We start from the raw sequence: 18,520 nt of genomic DNA on the forward strand, positions 1-18,520 counted from the left end.
ACGCACAGGCCCGCGCGCCATTTCTAAAGCCCCCCGCATTCACGTACACTGTGGCGGTGGCCCCATAAAGATAAATCACCATGAGAACTCAACTGATAACCCGTGAAGGGTATGACAAGCTCAAACAAGAGCTGGATTACCTCTGGCGCGAAGAACGCCCCGAGGTGACCAAGAAAGTGACCTGGGCCGCCAGCCTGGGCGACAGAAGCGAAAACGCCGACTACCAGTACAACAAGAAGCGGCTGCGCGAGATCGACCGCCGCGTCCGCTATCTGACCAAATGCCTGGAGCAGCTGAAGATCGTCGATTACTCCCCGCAGCAGGAAGGCAAGGTGTTCTTCGGCGCCTGGGTGGAAGTAGAGAACGAAGACGGCGAGACCAAACGCTTTCGCATCGTCGGTTACGACGAAATCTTTGGCCGCAAGGATTACATCTCCATCGACGCGCCAATGGCGCGCGCCCTGCTGAAAAAAGAGGTCGGGGACGTCGCCACCGTCAATACGCCGCTGGGCGAGGCGCAGTGGTACGTTAACGAGATAGACTACCCGAAGTAAGCTTTCAGCTTTTTCCGAACCGCCGCCAACGCCGCCGCCTGCGCAGTTCTCCACGCCGCGGCGGCGCGTCGGCGGCCCGCTCCACTGGCATTTTCCCCGATCAATCCGTATAACTGTCCCCCTGTTTATTCACCGTTCTCAATACAGATACCAGACCTATGAATGACCCACTGAGCCGCATTATTGCAACAGAACTGCAGGCCCGGCCGGAGCAAGTCGACTCCGCCATCCGTCTGCTGGATGAAGGTAATACCGTGCCCTTTATTGCACGCTATCGTAAGGAAGTCACCGGGGGCCTGGACGACACCCAACTGCGCCAGCTGGAAACCCGCCTGGGTTATCTGCGTGAACTGGAAGATCGTCGCCAGACCATCCTGAAGTCGATCGATGAACAGGGCAAACTGACCGAACAACTGGCGGGGGCGATCAACGCCACGCTGAGCAAGACCGAGCTCGAAGACCTCTATCTGCCGTACAAACCGAAGCGCCGCACCCGCGGTCAGATCGCCATCGAGGCCGGTCTGGAACCGCTGGCGGACGCGCTGTGGCAGGATCCGCAACAGCAGCCGGAACAGCTGGCTGAACGCTACGTCGACGCCGACAAAGGCGTGGCGGACGTCAAGGCCGCCCTCGACGGCGCGCGCTATATCCTGATGGAGCGCTTCGCCGAAGATGCCTCACTGCTGGCCAAGGTGCGCGACTACCTGTGGAAAAACGCCCATCTGGTGTCCAAAGTGGTCGAGGGCAAGGAAGAAGAAGGCGCCAAGTTCCGCGACTATTTCGATCACCACGAACCGATTTCCCAGGTGCCTTCGCACCGCGCGCTGGCGATGTTCCGCGGCCGCAACGAAGGCGTGCTGCAGCTGGCGCTGAACGCCGATCCGCAGTTTGAGGAAGCGCCGCGCGAAAGCCAGGCGGAGCTGATCATCATCAATCACCTCAACCTGCGCCTGAACAACGCCCCGGCCGACGCCTGGCGCAAGGCGGTGGTCAACTGGACCTGGCGTATCAAGGTGCTGCTTCACCTGGAAACCGAGCTGATGGGCACGGTGCGCGAGCGCGCGGAAGACGAAGCGATCAACGTTTTCGCCCGCAACATGCACGATCTGCTGATGGCCGCGCCGGCCGGCATGCGCGCCACCATGGGCCTCGATCCGGGCCTGCGCACCGGGGTGAAAGTCGCCGTGGTCGACGCGACCGGCAAGCTGGTCGCCACCGATACCGTCTACCCGCACACCGGGCAAGCGGCCAAAGCCGCCGCCATCGTCGCGGCGCTGTGCATCAAACACCACGTGGAGCTGGTGGCCATCGGCAACGGCACCGCTTCGCGTGAGACCGAGCGCTTCTATCTCGACCTGCAAAAGCAGTTCGGCGAGGTCCGGGCGCAGAAAGTGATCGTCAGCGAAGCGGGCGCGTCGGTGTACTCCGCGTCCGAACTGGCGGCGCTGGAATTCCCGGATCTCGACGTGTCGCTGCGCGGCGCGGTATCCATTGCCCGTCGCCTGCAGGATCCGCTGGCGGAGCTGGTGAAGATCGATCCGAAATCCATCGGCGTCGGCCAGTATCAGCACGACGTCAGCCAGAGCCAGTTGGCGAAGAAGCTGGACTCGGTGGTGGAAGACTGCGTGAACGCCGTCGGCGTCGATCTGAACACCGCGTCGGTGCCGCTGCTGACCCGCGTGGCCGGCCTGACGCGCATGATGGCGCAGAACATCGTCAACTGGCGCGACGAGAACGGCCGCTTCAGCAACCGTGAACAGCTGCTGAAGGTCAGCCGCCTGGGGCCGAAAGCCTTCGAACAGTGCGCCGGCTTCCTGCGTATCAACCACGGCGACAACCCGCTGGATGCCTCCACCGTTCACCCGGAAGCCTACCCGGTGGTGCAGCGCATTCTGGCCGCCACCGAGCAGGCGCTGCAGGATCTGATGGGCAATGCTTCGGCGGTGCGCAGCCTGAAAGCGGTCGATTTCACCGACGACAAGTTCGGCGTGCCGACGGTCACCGATATCCTGAAAGAGCTGGAGAAACCGGGCCGTGACCCGCGTCCGGAGTTCAAAACCGCAACCTTTGCCGAAGGCGTGGAAACCCTCAACGATCTGCAGGTGGGCATGATCCTGGAAGGGTCGGTCACCAACGTCACCAACTTCGGCGCCTTCGTGGATATCGGCGTGCATCAGGACGGCCTGGTGCACATCTCCTCGCTGGCAGACAAGTTCGTCGAAGATCCGCACACCGTGGTGAAGGCCGGCGACATCGTCAAAGTGAAGGTGATGGAGGTCGATCTGCAGCGTAAACGCATCGCGCTGAGCATGCGCCTGGATGAGCAGCCGGGCGAAGGTTCACCGCGCCGCGGCGGCAACACGCCTGCACAGACGCGCGACAACGCCAACCGTTCGGCAGGCGGCAACAAGGCCAAACCGCGCAACGCGGCGCCGGCCGGCAACAGCGCCATGGGCGACGCGCTGGCGGCGGCGTTCGGTAAGAAACGCTAAGTCGGAACCGACAGGGCGGAGCCTGCTCCGCCCTTTCCGATGAATAAAACTTGCGGCATTTCTTGACCCGCCTCAATAAACCGTCATCTTTTTATTTCCCGTTCCTGCGTAACCGCCCTCCCATTATTCAGGCAACAAAAATTCCTTCTGCAGCCATTTATTAACAACTTCGTTAACACGCATTTTTCATCTTGCGAATTGTGAGAGAAACACAAATGGTTACCGCTCGCATTACGGTGGAATAATGTTATCAAATTGCCTTTCGGTGGAAATAAATAAAGGGAAAACATCATCGATATTTGCAAATGAGAGAACTCAGCTACAAATACGTAACTGATTTAACTCGACATTCTCATTTGTTCCCACTCGCCAGCGGTGGTAAAACGTCGTTAATCAAGACAGCGCCATCAAAAACTGTCGTCGCCATAATAATTGGTTACAATACCCTTACTTTTTGTATTGAACGCGATAATGATAATTACTATTATTTGCGCTCATTTTATTGCATGACCTTATGGATGAATACCGCCGACGGCGTGGCATTTTCGCCGGCAACGTCCAATTATCATCAGCCCGATGTTCATCGGCACCCGGAAGGTTAATCACATGCAGCTTCAACCTAAACGCACGTATAAGATTGTCGGCTTTTCCGGTGAAATTGCGCCGGCCTACCGCCAGAAACTGTTATCACTCGGCATGCTGCCCGGCTCTTCATTCGACGTGGTGCGCGTCGCGCCGCTGGGCGATCCGATAGAAATTAAAACTCGCCGCGTCAGCCTGGTGCTGCGCAGGAAGGATCTGGCGCTGCTGCAGCTCGACGGCCAGCCCTGACCTCCATTTGCCGACGCGCTCTTGCGCCGGCGCTGTTCTCCTTGAAGACGACACGCTGAACTATGAAAAAACTCACCATCGGCTTAATCGGTAATCCGAACTCCGGCAAAACCACGCTGTTCAACCAACTGACCGGCGCACGCCAACGGGTCGGCAACTGGGCGGGCGTGACGGTCGAACGCAAAGAAGGCCATTTCACCACCCCGCAGTCCGACGTGCGGCTGGTCGATTTGCCCGGCACCTACTCCCTGACCACCATTTCAGAGCAAACCTCGCTCGATGAGCAGATCGCCTGCCACTACATTTTGAGCGGCGACGCCGATCTGCTGATCAACGTGGTCGACGCCTCCAATCTGGAGCGCAACCTCTACCTGACGCTGCAATTGCTGGAGCTGGGCATCCCCTGCATCGTGGCGCTGAACATGCTCGACATCGCCACAAGCCAGCATATCGATATCGACGTCGCCGCGCTGTCGGCGCGCCTCGGCTGCCCGGTAGTGCCAATGATCTCCACCCGCGCCGACGGCATCGGCGTGCTGAAACAGATGATCGACAATCATCGCATCAACGAACAGCAGGCGCTGGTGAACTATCCGCCGCTGTTGCTGAAAGCGGTCGCCACGCTGAGCGACGCCATGCCGCAAACGCTGCCGGCGGTGCAGCGCCGCTGGCTGGCATTGCAAATGCTGGAAGGCGACATCTACAGCCATCGGCTGGCCGGTCCCGCCGTCGCGCTGCTGCCTGCGGCCATTCAGGCATTGCAACAGCAGGAGCAAGAAGACCCGGCGCTGGTGATCGCCGACGCGCGCTACCAGTCTATCGCCACCCTGTGCGATGCGGTCAGCAACTCGCAGCAGGCGATGCCCAACCGCCTGACCGAGCTGCTGGATAAAGTGATCCTCAACCGCTGGCTGGGCGTGCCGATCTTCCTGCTGGTGATGTACCTGATGTTCCTGCTGGCGATCAACATCGGCGGCGCGCTGCAGCCGATCTTCGATATCGGCTCGGCGGCGATCTTCATTCAGGGCATTCAGTGGCTCGGCTACACCCTGCACTTCCCCGACTGGCTGACCGTTTTCCTGGCGCAGGGCGTCGGCGGCGGCATCAACACCGTGCTGCCGCTGGTGCCGCAGATCGGCATGATGTACCTGTTCCTGTCCTTCCTGGAGGATTCCGGCTACATGGCACGCGCGGCGTTCGTGATGGATCGCCTGATGCAGGCGCTCGGGCTGCCGGGCAAATCCTTCGTGCCGCTGATCGTCGGCTTCGGCTGCAATGTGCCGTCCATCATGGGCGCCCGGACGCTGGACGCCCAGCGCGAGCGCCTGATCACCATCATGATGGCGCCGTTTATGTCGTGCGGTGCCCGTCTGGCGATCTTTGCGGTGTTCGCCGCCGCCTTCTTCGGTCAGGACGGCGCCGGGGTGGTATTCTCGCTGTACATGCTCGGCATTGCGGTGGCGATCCTCACCGGTCTGGTGCTCAAATACACCCTCATGCGCGGCGAAGCCTCGCCGTTCGTGATGGAGCTGCCGGTCTACCATGTGCCGCACCTGAAAAGCCTGCTGCTGCAAACCTGGCAGCGGTTGAAAGGCTTCGTGTTGCGCGCCGGTAAGGTGATCGTGGTGGCCAGCATATTCATCGGCGGCCTGAACAGCTTCTCGTTCAGCGGCAAGACAGTCGACAACATCAACGACTCCGCGCTGGCCTCGGTCTCCAAAGTGCTGACGCCGCTACTGCAGCCGATGGGCGTCCACAGCGATAACTGGCAGGCCACCGTCGGCCTGGTAACCGGCGCGATGGCGAAAGAAGTGGTGGTCGGCACGCTGAATACGCTGTATACCGCCGAGCACATCAATAAAGAGGCGTTCGACGCCGCCAACTTCAACCTGCTCGATGAGCTGGGCGGCGCACTGAACGAAACCTGGGACGGCCTGAAAAACACCTTCAGCCTGAGCGTGCTCTCCAACCCGATCGAAGCCAGCAAGGGCGACGGCGAGATGGGCGTCGGCTCAATGGGCGTGATGAGCAGCAAATTCGGCTCCGGCATCTCCGCCTACAGCTATCTGATCTTCGTGCTGCTGTATGTGCCTTGCGTCTCGGTGATGGGCGCCATCGCCCGTGAATCGAGCCGCGGCTGGATGACCTTCTCTATTCTGTGGGGGCTGAACGTGGCCTACTCGCTGGCGACGCTGTTCTATCAGGTGGCCACCTTCAACCAACACCCGCAGTACAGCCTGACGGCGATCCTGGTGGTGGTGCTGGTGAATCTGCTGGTGCTGTTCGGCCTGCGAAGGGCACGCAGCCGCGTCACGGTGCGCCTGGGCAACGCCACGCCGGCGGCCTGTTGCCAGAGCGCCAAAGGGAGCTGTCACTGATGGCCGGGCTGCTGCAGGTGCGCGATGCGCTGGCGCTGCGCGGCAGCGCCCAGGCGCAGCAGCTCAGCCAATCGCTGGCGACGCCGCTGCCGCTGGTGCAGGCGATGCTGGACCGTTTGACGGCGATGGGGAAAGTGGAGCGCATCGAACAGGATGAAGGCGCCTGTCTGAGCGGCAGTTGCAAACGCTGCCCGCAGGGCCAGGGATGCAGCACGGTATTCTACCGGCTGAAGGCCTGACGATCAGGGGCGCCATGACGGGCGCCCCTCTGCCGTTCAAGGCTTATTGCTTGTCTTTGTAAACTTCGGCGATGGCGCTGAATTTACCGTGTTCACGGCCTGCCAGGATCACGTAGTATTGACCGCCCTTTTCGTCCGCCAGTTTGGACAGCTCTTCCTTGGCATCCATCGGTGACGTGGTTTCCGCCGTCGTGGTGACGGTGCCGATCTTCTCGTATTTACCCGGATTCTTATCCAGATCTTCCTTGGTCAGCAGGGTTGCCGCCATGGAGCCGAAAGACACCGAACCCAGCACTGCCGCTGCAATAATCATCTTCAATGATTTCATGACACTAACCTCTCAATGGATAATTTATCTGTTATGAAAGCCGTCAAGGATCCATGCGTAGTACCGCAGGCTGCCGCGACATCCTCAGGCCTCGTTGCTTTCCCTGACGGGGCCTGTTTCCCAGAGACGAAACGCCAAAATGAAAAGCGCCGCACGCAGTCTTTTCATTTTGCAGCCAACGCATTGACTCACTAAGTATCGAACAGCTTTGTCTTTTATCCACCCGGCGGCGTTTTTTTTAGCGCTCTATCGTGCGTTTTCCCACCGGATTCAATGTGCTGCAATAAACGCTTCGATCATCGTCACAAATTCATCGGGATGAGAAATAAACGGCGCATGGGCGGCTTTGGCCACGATCTGCGACGCAGAATTCGGCCAGGCGGTATCGAGCAGCTCGGCGACCTTGCGCGGCACCAGCCCGTCCAGATAACCGTAGATCCGCAGCAGCGGCAGCTCCAGCGCGGCCAACGGCGCACGCAGATCGGCGGTGCGCAGGATCTCCAGCCCGCCGTTCAACACCTCGACGCTCGGCGTCGGCTGGTTGAGCACCACCGCTTTCAGCTGGCGCGCATCCTGACGCGCGCTCTCGGTGCCCAGCGTTTGCAACGCCAGAAAACGCTCGACGGTGCGCTGGAAATCCAGGCTCAACTGATGCTGGAAACCGCTCAGCACGTCCGGGCGGATCCCCGGCCACTCATCGCGGGCGGCAAAGCACGGCGAGGAGGCCACGGTGATAAGCCCCTTGAGTCGCTCGGGCTGCATCAGCGCCGCCTGGCTGGCCACCAGCCCGCCGAGCGACCAACCTAGCCACCAGGCCTGCGGCGGGGCGGCCGCCAGCACGATTTCCGTCATCTGCTCCAGCGACAGGGCACCGAACCCCTGGCTGCGGCCATAACCCGGCAGATCGACCAGGTGCAGGCGAAAATGCGGCGCCAGTCGCGCCTGAATGCAACTCCACACTTCGGCGTTCAATCCCCAGCCGTGCAGCAGCACAAGATCGCGTTCGCCTTCACCTATTGTTTGCCAGTACAGCGCTGTCATGGGTTATTGTCCTTTCATGCTTATCCGTCTCGGAGGCTCTATGCTATCAATCCGCAGCCGCTGTTGGCTATGCCGACAGCCGTTGAGCCTGATGCGCCATGGCATCTGCAGCTGCTGCCTGCGCCATCTGCCGGCCCACCCGCCGTGTTGCCCGTGCTGCGGATTGCCCGCCGGAGAAACGCAAATGCCCTGCGGCCGCTGCCTGCAACGGCCACCGCCCTGGCAGCGGCTGGTGTTCGTCGGCGACTACGTTGCGCCCCTCAGCCAACTGGTAAAGAGGTTCAAGTTTCACCGCGCGCCCGAGCTGGCGCCGACGCTGGCACGCCTGATGCTGTTGCGGTGGCAGCAGGCGCGCAGAGAGCAGAATCTGAACAGACCCGATCTGATTTTAGCGGTACCCTTGCATACATCACGCTGTTGGCGCCGTGGTTATAACCAGAGCGATCTGCTGGCCCGGCCGCTGGCGCGCTGGCTGGGCTGCGTCTATCGCCCCGCGGCCTTGCGCCGGGTGCGCAAAACCGCCTTGCAACAGCGGCTGAGCGCCGGGGCACGCAGGCGCAATTTGCAGCGCGCCTTCGTCTGCACGGTATCAGTTGCCGGCCGGCATATCGCCCTGGTGGATGACGTGGTGACCACCGGCAGCACCGTCGCGGAGATCGCGGCGCTGCTGCGGCGGCAAGGCGCCGCCTCGGTGCAGATATGGTGCGTTTGCCGCACGTTGTAGTGCCACGGCAATGGGCGTATTATAACCGACTATAGAAGTCAACTATTGAGCTAATGCTATGATCCGTATAACAGATACTGCACAGGAACACTTTGCCAAACTGCTGGCAAATCAAGAAGAAGGCACCCAAATCCGCGTATTCGTGATCAACCCGGGCACGCCGACGGCCGAATGCGGTGTCTCTTATTGCCCGCCGGACGCGGTAGAAGCGACGGATACCGAACTGAAGTTCGACAAGCTGTCCGCCTATGTCGATGAGCTGAGCGCGCCGTATCTGGAAGACGCCGAAATCGACTTCGTGACCGACCAGTTGGGTTCTCAGCTGACGCTGAAAGCGCCGAACGCCAAGATGCGCAAGGTCGATGACGACGCGCCGCTGATGGAGCGCGTGGAATACGTGTTGCAGTCGCAGATCAACCCACAGCTGGCGGGCCACGGCGGCCGCGTGACGCTGATGGAGATCACCGACGACAACATGGCGATCCTGCAGTTCGGCGGCGGTTGCAACGGTTGTTCGATGGTCGACGTCACGCTGAAAGAAGGCATCGAGAAAGAGCTGCTGCAGAAGTTCCCGGAACTGAAGGGCGTGCGTGATTTGACCGAGCACCAGCGCGGCGAGCACTCCTATTACTGATCCTCGGCGCTCGCGCCGCGGTGGATAACACAATGCCGGAAGGGGAACCCGTTCCGGCATTGTCGTTTTCACCCCACCGACACCTTGCGCCGCCGTTTGTCCAAGTCCTTCAACAGCCGGTTTATCCGCGGATCGGCGAACATCTCCTCCAGCGTTTGGGTCAGCTTGCGCCGCCAGTTAGGGTACTGGTCACTGGTGCCGGGAATATTGACCGGGTCTGCCATGTCCAGCCAGTCTTCCGGCTGCAGGCCGAGCAAGGCGCTGGCGCTGTCGGCGACATAGCGCTGCAGGCCGCGGTTGAGCAGCGGGCTCATGCCGAGCAGCGCCGCCTTCTTGCCCACCTTCTGCGGCACGCAGCCATAGCGATGCAACCCGTCCAGCAGCCCTTGCTTGGCGCGTTCCCGATCGGCGAACAGCTCCCGCAGGATCTCCGCGTCCGGATAGAGCCCCAGCCGGTCGCCGAGCGTCAGATCGCCGCTCTGCCAGTAACCCCGCAGCGTCGGCAGATCGTGGGTGGTGATGGTCGCCATCGCCTGCACCGGATAGGCCTGCGGCGCGCGGAAATGATGTTCGCCGTCGCTTTCGAAGTACAGCACTTTGTAGGAATAGACGCCGCTGTCGCGCAGCTTGCCGACGATCTCCACCGGCACCGTGCCAAGATCCTCGCCGATCACCATGCAGCGGTGGCGCTGGCTTTCTAGCGCCAGCACCGCCAGCAGATCGTCCACCGGGTATTTGACGTAGGCGCCGCGATCGGCGGTTTCGCCATAAGGGATCCACCACAGCCGCAGCAGCGCCATGACGTGATCGATACGCAGCGCGCCGCAGCTGGTCATGTTGGCGCGCAAAAGATCGATGAACGGCTGATAACCGCGCGCCGCCATCACGTGCGGATCCATCGGCGGCAGGCCCCAGTTTTGCCCCAGCGGCCCCAGGATGTCCGGCGGCGCGCCGACCGACGCTTTCAGGCAGTACAGTTCGCGGTCGCACCAGGTTTCCGCTCCGCCTTCCGCCACCCCGACCGCCAAATCGCGATACAGACCAATCGGCATCTGCTGCTGCCGGCTCTGCTCAAAACACTGCGCAAACTGCGTGCCCGCCAGCCATTGCAGCCACAGGTAAAAGCGGACCGCGTCCTGATGCTCATCGCAGAACTGCCGCACCGCTTCGCTCTGCCCCCGCCGATAGCGCTCGGGCCAGGCCGGCCACCCCCACTGGCTGGCGTCTTTGGCCGCCAGATGGGCATGCAGCGCATCGAACGCCGCCTGCTGATACAGGCTGTCGCCGCCCTCAGTCACGAACTGTTCGAACGCCTGACGCTGCGCGTCGTTCGGATTGCGCGCCTGAAACAGCGGGAAAGCCAGCTTCAGCCCCGCCAGCTTCAGCTGCATCACGGCGGTGTAATCCACCCACTCCGCGGCGCGCGCCTTGGCCAACTGCTTCTGCGTCGCCGGCTTCTGCCACCAGCGCTGAGCCGCGTCGCTGCGTTGGAAATCCTCCACCGCGTTGACGTCGATATACGCCAGATTCAGCCAGCGGCGCGACGAGGGGCTGTAAGGGCTGGCGCTCTCCGGGTTGGCCGGATACAGCGCATGGATCGGATTGAGACCGACGAAGGCGCCGCCGCGCTCCCCCACCTGCTCCACCATCAGGCGCAGATCGCCGAAATCGCCGATGCCCCAGTTGCGATCGGAACGCAGCGTATACAGCTGAACGCAGGCGCCCCACAGTTTCTTGCCGGTCAGCAAGGCGTCCGGCTCGAAGCAGCGCCTCGGTGCGACGATCACTCGGCATGGCCACTGCCGTGCGCCCTGGCTCAGCGTCAATTGGTGGTAACCCGCCGGCAGATCGCCCGGCAGCGTCAGGGTCTTGCGCGCGCCGACGCGCCCCTGCAGGCATTCGCCGTCTTCACGCTGCAGCGCCCACAGGTACTCGCCTTCGCCCGCCGGAGTCAGCGCCAGCGGCGCGCCCTGATAGAACACCTTGACCGCCGGTAACGGCGATGCCGCCCCTTCCTGCGCGGCATCGGCCCGGTTCATGGCCGCCAGCAGCTTGCGCTTGGTCTCCGGTTCAATCGCCTGCCGCTTGCCGTGGGCATTGATGAAATCGGCAGCGATCCCCGCCTGCGCTGCCGCCTGATCGATACGCTTGCGATCCATTCGCTCTCCTTAACGTTTGGCTTGCCAGATGCGCTGCTGGTAATCGCGAATCGAGCGATCCGAGCTGAACATGCCGACGCGCGCGGTGTTAAGGATAGTCCGCCGCGTCCATTCGTCCCGATCGCGGTACAGTTCGTCGACCCGGCGCTGCGCCTGGCAGTACGAGGCGAAGTCCGCCAGCACCAGATAAGGATCGCCACCCTCCAGCAGGCTGTGCAGCATCATGTCGAACGCGTGCTTGTCGCCGTGGCTGAACGCGCCGCTCGCCAGCTCGTCCAAAATCGCCTTCAGGTGCTTGTCTTTCTTGCGGTAGCTGAGCGGATCGTAGCCCTTCGCCAGTATCGCCTTCACCTGCTCCACGGTATTGCCGAAGATAAAGATATTGTCTTCGCCCACCTGCTCGGCGATTTCGACGTTGGCGCCGTCCAGCGTGCCGACCGTCAGCGCACCGTTCAGCGCCAGCTTCATGTTGCCGGTGCCGGAGGCCTCTTTACCGGCGGTGGAGATCTGCTCGGAGATATCCGCCGCCGGGATCATCAGTTCGGCCACCGACACGCGGTAGTCGGGAATGAACGCCACTTTCAGGCGATCTTTCACCAACGGATCGTGATTGATCTTCTCGGCCGCCTGGTTGATCGCGTAGATGATGTTCTTCGCCAGGTAGTAGCCCGGCGCCGCCTTGGCGCCGAACAGGAAGACGCGCGGCACGATGTCCAGATTCGGGTTGTCGCGCAGCTGGCGATACAGCGACAGGATGTGCAGCAGGTTCAGGTGCTGGCGTTTGTACTCGTGCAGACGCTTGATCTGCACGTCGAAAATCGCGTCCGGGTCGAGCGTCAACCCCATCACGCCGTGCACGTAATGGGCCAGCGCCACCTTGTTGTCGCGTTTGATCTGCTGATAACGCTGGCGGAACGCCGCGTCGTCGGCGAATTTTTCCAGCCCGCGCAACGCGTCGAGATCGTTCGCCCACTCTACCTTCAGCGTCTCGTCGATCAGGCCCGACAGCGCCGGGTTGCACTGTTTCAGCCAGCGGCGCGGCGTGATGCCGTTGGTGACGTTATGGAATTTGTTCGGCCACAGCTGGTGATATTCCGGGAACAGATCTTTCACCACCAGATCCGAGTGCAGCTGCGCCACGCCGTTGACCGCAAAGCCGCTGACCACGCACAGGTTGGCCATGCGCACCTGCTTGTTGTGATGCACCGCCAGTTTGGCCCACACCGCCTCGTCGCCCGGCCAGTGCTTATCCACCTGCTTTTTGAACCTGGCGTTGATCTGTTTGATGATGGAGAAATGGCGCGGCAGCAGGCTGCGCACCAGTTTTTCATCCCAGCACTCCAGCGCTTCCGGCATCAGGGTGTGGTTGGTATAGGCGAAGGTGTTGCTGGTGATCGCCCAGGCCGCCTCCCACTCCAGCTGGTGTTCGTCCAGCAGAATGCGCAGCATTTCCGGAATGGCGATGGTCGGGTGGGTGTCGTTCAGTTGGATCACTTCGTACTTCGGCAGCTCTTCAATCTTGCGGCCGGCCTGGTGGTGCTTGCGCAAAATGTCCGCCACCGAGCAGGCGCACTGGAAATACTGCTGCATCAGGCGCAGGCGCTTGCCGGCCTGATGGTTGTCGTTCGGGTAGAGCACCTTGGTCAGCTTGTCGGCTTCTACGCCCTGCTTCTCCGCCTGCAGGAATTTGCCGTCGTTGAAATCGCTCAGATTGAACGGGTGCTGATGGGTCGCCTGCCACAGGCGCAGCGGCTGCGCCACGCCGTTGCGATACCCCAGCACCGGAAGATCCCAGGCTTCGCCGCGCAGGGTGAAGGCCGGGCGCCACAGTTCGCGGCCGTCGGCCTGCTTTTCCAGCTTGCCGCCGATGCCTACATCCACCGCCAGCGCGGCGTTGTGGCGAAACCACGGGTAACTCTCGCGCTGCCAGTTATCCGGCGCCTCTTGCTGCTGCCCATCCTGGAACGACTGGCGGAACAGCCCGTACTGGTAGTTCAGCCCATAGCCGGTGGCCGGTTGCTCCACCGTCGCCATCGAGTCGAGGAAACAGGCCGCCAAGCGCCCCAGCCCGCCGTTGCCCAGCGCCGGATCGGTTTCCTGCTCCAGCAAATCCGCCAGCTTGACGTTCTGCTCCGCCAGCGCCTGCTCGACGGTGTCGTACCAGCCCAGGTTGATCAGGTTGTTCGCCGTCAGCCGGCCGATCAGAAACTCCATCGAGATGTAGTTCACGTGGCGCAGCGGTTTGGCGCTTTTGCGCGGCGCCGGCTGTGCGGCCAACTGCTCGGCCAGCGCCGCACTGACGGCTTCCCACCATTGATGTTGCGTCATCTGCTGTGCGGAACTGAGGCCGAACCGTTGCCACTGGCGGGCAAGCGCCGCCAGAAAAGCATCCTTCTTGAGCGTAGGCTGTGACATAAGGAAAACTCTCTATCCAGTAAGTGGGTCAAATTGCCGCTATCGTGCCGGTGAGAAAGCCTGACGGCATCATCCCGCTTGGGGATTAGCTGGGGAGGAGGATTGGGGCGTAGCTGGAATTGTGATCTCAGGCACTGTTTGACTCCCTTGCAACGATGCAAAAAAGCCCGCCAACGCGTGCGGCGAGCACTGAGAACGTTAACCATGACGTTAGCACAAGTATTCGCACTGCTGAAGTTTTGTCCATGGCCGGAAATGCGATCTGCAACCGCATCGCCGCGCGCCGGCGCCAAACGTAAAAAAGTGTGATCGATAGCAACTTAACTCCAAGCCGATGCGGAAGCTTGTTGCAATACGTTTAGGGTTGGCAGAAGTTAGGGGGAGCTATTAATTACGAACCATAAAATAATTAGCGCCACTCCAATCCCGGCGGGAACCGCGATTTATACCCTGGAATACTATGCTGATCCCATCAAAACTGAGCCGCCCGGTACGGCTGCAAAATACCGTGATCCGCGATCGCCTGCTGGCCAAACTGGCCAGCGCGGGCAACTATCGCCTGACACTGGTCAATTGCCCGGCGGGATACGGGAAAACCACGCTGATCGCCCAATGGGCGGCCGGCAAGGCCGATCTGGGCTGGTATTCCCTGGATGAGAGCGATAACCAGCCGGAGCGCTTCGCCAGCTACCTGATCGCCGCGCTGCAGCAGGCCAGCGGCGGCCGCTGCGTCAAGAGCGAGGCGCTGAGCCAGAAGCATCAGTACGCCAGCCTGTCGGCGCTGTTCGCCCAGCTGTTTATCGAGCTGGCCGACTGGCACCAGCCGCTGTACCTGGTGATCGACGACTACCACCTGATCACCAACGACGCCATCCACGAAGCCATGCGCTTTTTCCTGCGCCATCAGCCGGAAAACCTGACGCTGATCCTGCTCTCGCGCACCCTGCCGCCGCTCGGCATCGCCAATCTGCGGGTGCGCGATCAGCTGCTGGAAATGGGTACGCAGCAGCTGGCGTTTACCCATCAGGAAGCCAAACAGTTCTTCGACTGCCGCCTGGCGGCGCCGATGGAACAGCAGGACAGCAGCCGCCTGTGCGACGAAGTCGAAGGCTGGGCCACCGCGCTGCAGCTGATCGCGCTGTCGGCCCGCCAGTCCGCCTCGTCGGCCCAGCTGTCGGCCAAGCGCCTTGCGGGGCTGAACGCCAGTCACCTGTCCGACTACCTGGTAGACGAAGTGCTGGATCACGTCGATGCCGATGCGCGCGCCTTCCTGCTGCGCTGTTCGGTGCTGCGCTCGATGAACGACGCGCTGATCGTGCGGCTGACCGGCGAAGACAACGGTCAGCAACGGCTGGAGGAGCTGGAACGCCAGGGGCTGTTTATCCACCGCATGGACGACACCGGCGAATGGTTCAACTTCCATCCGCTGTTCGCCTCTTTCCTGCGCCAGCGTTGCCAGTGGGAATTGGCGCTGGAGCTGCCGGGGTTGCACCGCGCCGCCGCCGAAGGCTGGCTGGCGCTGGGATATCCGGCAGAGGCCATTCACCATGCGCTGGCGGCCAGCGACGTCAGCATGCTGCGCGATATCCTGCTGCAACACGCCTGGTCGCTGTTCCACCACAGCGAACTGGCCTTGCTGGAGGAGTGCCTCAACGCGCTGCCCTATGAGCGCCTGATCCAGAACCCCAAGCTGGCGCTGCTGCAGGCCTGGCTGGCGCAGAGCCAGCACCGCTACGGCGAGGTCAACACCCTGCTGGAGCGCGCCGAGCGCACCATGCGCGAACAGAAAATCGAGATAGACCAAACGCTGCACGCCGAGTTCGACGCCCTGCGCGCCCAGGTGGCGATCAACGCCGGCAAACCGGAAGAGGCCGAACGGCTGGCGACCGAAGCGTTGAAATTCCTGCCGCTGTCCAGCTATTACAGCCGCATCGTCGCCACCTCGGTGACCGGTGAAGTGCACCACTGCAAGGGTGAGCTGGCACGCGCGCTGCCGATGATGCAGCAAACCGAGCAGATGGCGCGTCGCCATCAGGCCAACCATTACGCGCTCTGGGCGCTGCTGCAGCAGAGCGAAATCCTCATCGCCCAGGGCTTCCTGCAGGCCGCTTACGAAACCCAGGATAAGGCGTTCGAACTGATCCGCGAACAGCACCTGGAACAGCTGCCGATGCACGAGTTCCTGCTGCGCATTCGCGCGCAGATCCTATGGTCGTGGTCGCGGCTGGACGAGGCGGAAGACGCGGCGCGCACCGGGCTGAAAATCCTGGCGAACTACCAGCCACAGCAACAGCTGCAGTGCATCGCCATGCTGGCCAAATGCTCGCTGGCGCGCGGCGATCTGGACAATGCCAATACCCACCTGCAGCGCTGCGAAACCCTGCTGCACGGCGCCCACTACCATCGCGACTGGCTGACCAACACCGACAAGTCGCGGGTGATCCACTGGCAGATGACCGGCGACACCGCCGCCGCCGCCCAGTGGCTGCGCCACACCGAAAAGCCCGGCATGGCGGACAACCACTTCACGCAGGGCCAGTGGCGCAACATCGCGCGGGTGCAAATCCTGCTCGGCCAGTATGACGAGGCCGGCGTGGTGCTGGATGAGCTGAACGAGAACGCCCGCCGGCTGCGGCTGGTGAGCGATCTCAACCGCAACCTGCTGCTCAGCAACCAGCTGTACTGGCTGCAAGAGCGCAAGAGCGAAGCGCAGCAGGCGTTGATCGAAGCGCTGTCGCTGGCTAACCGCACCGGCTTTATCAGCCATTTCGTCATCGAGGGCGAAGCGATGGCGCAGCAGCTGCGCCAGCTGATCCAGCTCAACACGCTGCCTGAGCTGGAACAGCATCGCGCCCAGCGCATCCTGCGCGACATCAACCAGCATCATCGGCACAAGTTTGCGCATTTTGACGAGAACTTCGTCGATAAGCTGCTGACCCACCCGCAGGTGCCGGAGCTGATCCGCACCAGCCCGCTCACCCAGCGCGAATGGCAGGTGCTGGGGCTGATCTATTCCGGCTACAGCAACGACCAGATCGCCGGCGAGCTGGATGTGGCGGCCACCACCATCAAGACGCACATCCGCAACCTGTACCAGAAGCTCGGCGTGGCCCATCGCCAGGAAGCGGTGCAGCAGGCGCAGCAGCTGTTGAAGATGATGGGGTACGGCGCCTGAGAGTCAGCGCTGGCCGTAATAGGCGCCTGCGCCATGTTTGCGGCTGAAATGCTTTTCCAGCAGATAGTCATCGATCCGCCTTAGGCCGGGGTTAATATCCCGGCTGATCCACGCCATTTTCGCCACCTCCTCCAGTACCACGGCGTTATGCACCGCCTCATCCGGCGTCCTTCCCCAACTGAACGGGCCATGCTGATACGCCAGGATACCGGGAATGTGCAACGGTTCACGCCCTTTCAGGGTTGCTATAATCACCCGACCGGTGTTCAGCTCATATTCCCGCGCCACCTCTTCTGCCGTCAGGCCGCGGGTACAAGGAATATCGCCGGAAAAATAGTCGGCGTGGGTGGTGCCGAGCACCGGTATCGCCTCCCCCGCCTGCGCCCAGGCGGTGGCATGGGTGGAGTGCGTATGCACCACACCGCCGAGTTGAGGGAACGCCCGGTACAGCGCCAAATGCGTCGGCGTATCGGACGAAGGCCGCAGTTGCCCCTCAACAACCTCACCTCGCGCATTCACCACCACCATATCCTCAGCCCGCATCGTTTCATAAGGTACGCCGCTGGGTTTGATCACCACCAGCCCACTGGCCCGATCGATGCCGCTGACATTGCCCCAGGTATAGGTCACCAGCCCGTGCTCAGGCAACGCCATATTGGCTCGGTACACCTGACTTTTCAGTTGCTCCAGCATGCTACCTCCTTATTTCCAACCCGGCCTCGGCCATGCGTTCAACCACCCAGGCACGCGCCTCCCGCACCGCCCGCAGCGGATCGTTCGCTTTCTCGCTCCACATCTCGAGCAGATAGGGGCCACGATAGCCGCTCTGCAACAGCGTTTCGAAACAGCGTACGAAATCCACCACGCCTTCGCCGAACGGCACATCCTTAAACTCCCCCGGCCGCGTATCCTTAACGTGTACCGCCACGATATGTCCGCGCCCGGCCATGAGCTCCATCGGCACATCGTTGTCCCAGGCAGACAAGTTGCCGATATCCGGATACAGCTGAAACCACGGGTTATTCAGGTAGTGGGCATAGCCCAACGCCTTGCTGATCGAGTTCATCAGCGGATAGTCCATGATTTCCATCGCCAGCATGACCTGTGCACGGCTGGCCATCTCTACCGCCTGTACCAATCCGGCGCGGAACCGGGCGCGGGTCTGCGCAGTAGACTGCTGGTAATAAACGTCATACCCGGCCAGTTGGATCACCCGGATGCCGGTATCCTGCGCCAGCCGAATAGCTTTTCGCACGATCTCCAGTCCCCGGTCGCGCGTCGTGTCGTCTTCACTGCCCAACGGAAAACGCCGGTGGGCGCTGAGGCATAAAGAAGGGACGCGCACACCGCTCGCCGCAACGGCGCTAACCAACGCGAGCCGCTGTTCAGCGCTCCAGTCCAGCCGCGCCAGGCGGCCGTCGCTTTCATCGATCGACATTTCAACGAAATCGAATCCCAACTCCCCTGCCAGTTGCAGGCGTGTCAGCCAGTCCTCGCCCGGCGGCAACGCTTTCTCATAGATGCCCAACGGCACGGATTTGTGCAACATA

The 18,520-nt window shown here is 61.8% G+C and carries 14 protein-coding genes; 8 read left to right on the plus strand and 6 right to left on the minus strand.

Annotated elements, in window-relative coordinates:
- The first annotated feature begins 80 nt into the window (after window positions 1-80).
- The 5 genes from greB (at window position 81) to ACUTSC_RS20695 (ending at window position 6,494) form a co-directional block, all read left to right on the plus strand.
- Complete coding sequence (gene greB, locus ACUTSC_RS20675) at window positions 81-554, plus strand: transcription elongation factor GreB (RefSeq protein ID WP_038878177.1); 474 nt, start codon at window positions 81-83, stop codon at window positions 552-554.
- Window positions 555-712: 158 nt separating this feature from the next.
- Window positions 713-3,046 carry a Tex-like N-terminal domain-containing protein gene (locus tag ACUTSC_RS20680; protein WP_197768534.1) on the plus strand — a complete coding sequence of 778 codons (2,334 nt, stop codon included), beginning with the start codon at window positions 713-715 and terminating at the stop codon, window positions 3,044-3,046.
- Window positions 3,047-3,652: 606 nt separating this feature from the next.
- Window positions 3,653-3,877, plus strand: a complete 225-nt coding sequence (feoA, locus tag ACUTSC_RS20685) for a ferrous iron transporter A (protein WP_025304553.1) — start codon at window positions 3,653-3,655, stop codon at window positions 3,875-3,877.
- 62 nt (window positions 3,878-3,939) lie between these two features.
- Complete coding sequence (gene feoB, locus ACUTSC_RS20690) at window positions 3,940-6,255, plus strand: Fe(2+) transporter permease subunit FeoB (RefSeq protein WP_197773636.1); 2,316 nt, start codon at window positions 3,940-3,942, stop codon at window positions 6,253-6,255.
- Window positions 6,255-6,494, plus strand: coding sequence for a FeoC-like transcriptional regulator (locus tag ACUTSC_RS20695; protein ID WP_197768536.1), 240 nt, complete (start codon window positions 6,255-6,257; stop codon window positions 6,492-6,494). Before feoB ends, ACUTSC_RS20695 begins: the two co-directional genes overlap by 1 nt.
- A gap of 43 nt (window positions 6,495-6,537) precedes the next feature.
- Here the strand turns inward: ACUTSC_RS20695 and ACUTSC_RS20700 are convergent, their stop codons facing one another.
- Both ACUTSC_RS20700 and bioH read right to left on the minus strand, forming a co-directional pair.
- A complete protein-coding gene (locus ACUTSC_RS20700) occupies window positions 6,538-6,822 on the minus strand; it encodes a YdgH/BhsA/McbA-like domain containing protein (RefSeq protein WP_004930765.1) in 285 nt (94 codons plus the stop codon).
- A gap of 270 nt (window positions 6,823-7,092) precedes the next feature.
- Window positions 7,093-7,863 carry a pimeloyl-ACP methyl ester esterase BioH gene (gene bioH / locus ACUTSC_RS20705; protein WP_063991706.1) on the minus strand — a complete coding sequence of 257 codons (771 nt, stop codon included), beginning with the start codon at window positions 7,861-7,863 and terminating at the stop codon, window positions 7,093-7,095.
- A gap of 40 nt (window positions 7,864-7,903) precedes the next feature.
- Here bioH and gntX point away from each other — a divergent pair, with 40 nt between their 5' ends.
- Together gntX and nfuA are read left to right on the plus strand one after the other, a co-directional pair.
- The gene (gene gntX / locus ACUTSC_RS20710) at window positions 7,904-8,587 is read left to right on the plus strand and encodes a DNA utilization protein GntX (protein ID WP_445653532.1); all 684 of its coding nucleotides are present in this window, start codon (window positions 7,904-7,906) and stop codon (window positions 8,585-8,587) included.
- Between the two features lie 58 nt (window positions 8,588-8,645).
- Window positions 8,646-9,221, plus strand: coding sequence for a Fe-S biogenesis protein NfuA (nfuA, locus tag ACUTSC_RS20715; RefSeq protein WP_025304558.1), 576 nt, complete (start codon window positions 8,646-8,648; stop codon window positions 9,219-9,221).
- Between the two features lie 68 nt (window positions 9,222-9,289).
- On the opposite strand, the gene malQ is transcribed toward nfuA, so the two are convergent.
- Both malQ and malP read right to left on the minus strand, forming a co-directional pair.
- On the minus strand, window positions 9,290-11,380 hold the full coding sequence (gene malQ / locus ACUTSC_RS20720) for a 4-alpha-glucanotransferase (RefSeq protein ID WP_197768538.1): 2,091 nt from the start codon (window positions 11,378-11,380) through the stop codon (window positions 9,290-9,292).
- A 9-nt stretch (window positions 11,381-11,389) separates the two neighbouring features.
- Window positions 11,390-13,795, minus strand: coding sequence for a maltodextrin phosphorylase (malP, locus tag ACUTSC_RS20725; protein ID WP_197768539.1), 2,406 nt, complete (start codon window positions 13,793-13,795; stop codon window positions 11,390-11,392).
- A 460-nt stretch (window positions 13,796-14,255) separates the two neighbouring features.
- Between malP and malT the strand changes: the two genes are divergently transcribed.
- The gene (gene malT, locus ACUTSC_RS20730) at window positions 14,256-16,970 is read left to right on the plus strand and encodes an HTH-type transcriptional regulator MalT (protein WP_197768540.1); all 2,715 of its coding nucleotides are present in this window, start codon (window positions 14,256-14,258) and stop codon (window positions 16,968-16,970) included.
- Between the two features lie 3 nt (window positions 16,971-16,973).
- Here malT and ACUTSC_RS20735 read toward each other — a convergent pair whose 3' ends face one another.
- Window positions 16,974-17,660, minus strand: coding sequence for an L-ribulose-5-phosphate 4-epimerase (locus ACUTSC_RS20735; protein WP_197768589.1), 687 nt, complete (start codon window positions 17,658-17,660; stop codon window positions 16,974-16,976).
- 4 nt (window positions 17,661-17,664) lie between these two features.
- A complete protein-coding gene (locus ACUTSC_RS20740) occupies window positions 17,665-18,519 on the minus strand; it encodes an L-ribulose-5-phosphate 3-epimerase (RefSeq protein WP_197768541.1) in 855 nt (284 codons plus the stop codon).
- Between the last annotated feature and the right edge of the window lies 1 nt (window position 18,520).

This window comes from Serratia sp. TSA_105.2, assembly GCF_052692115.1.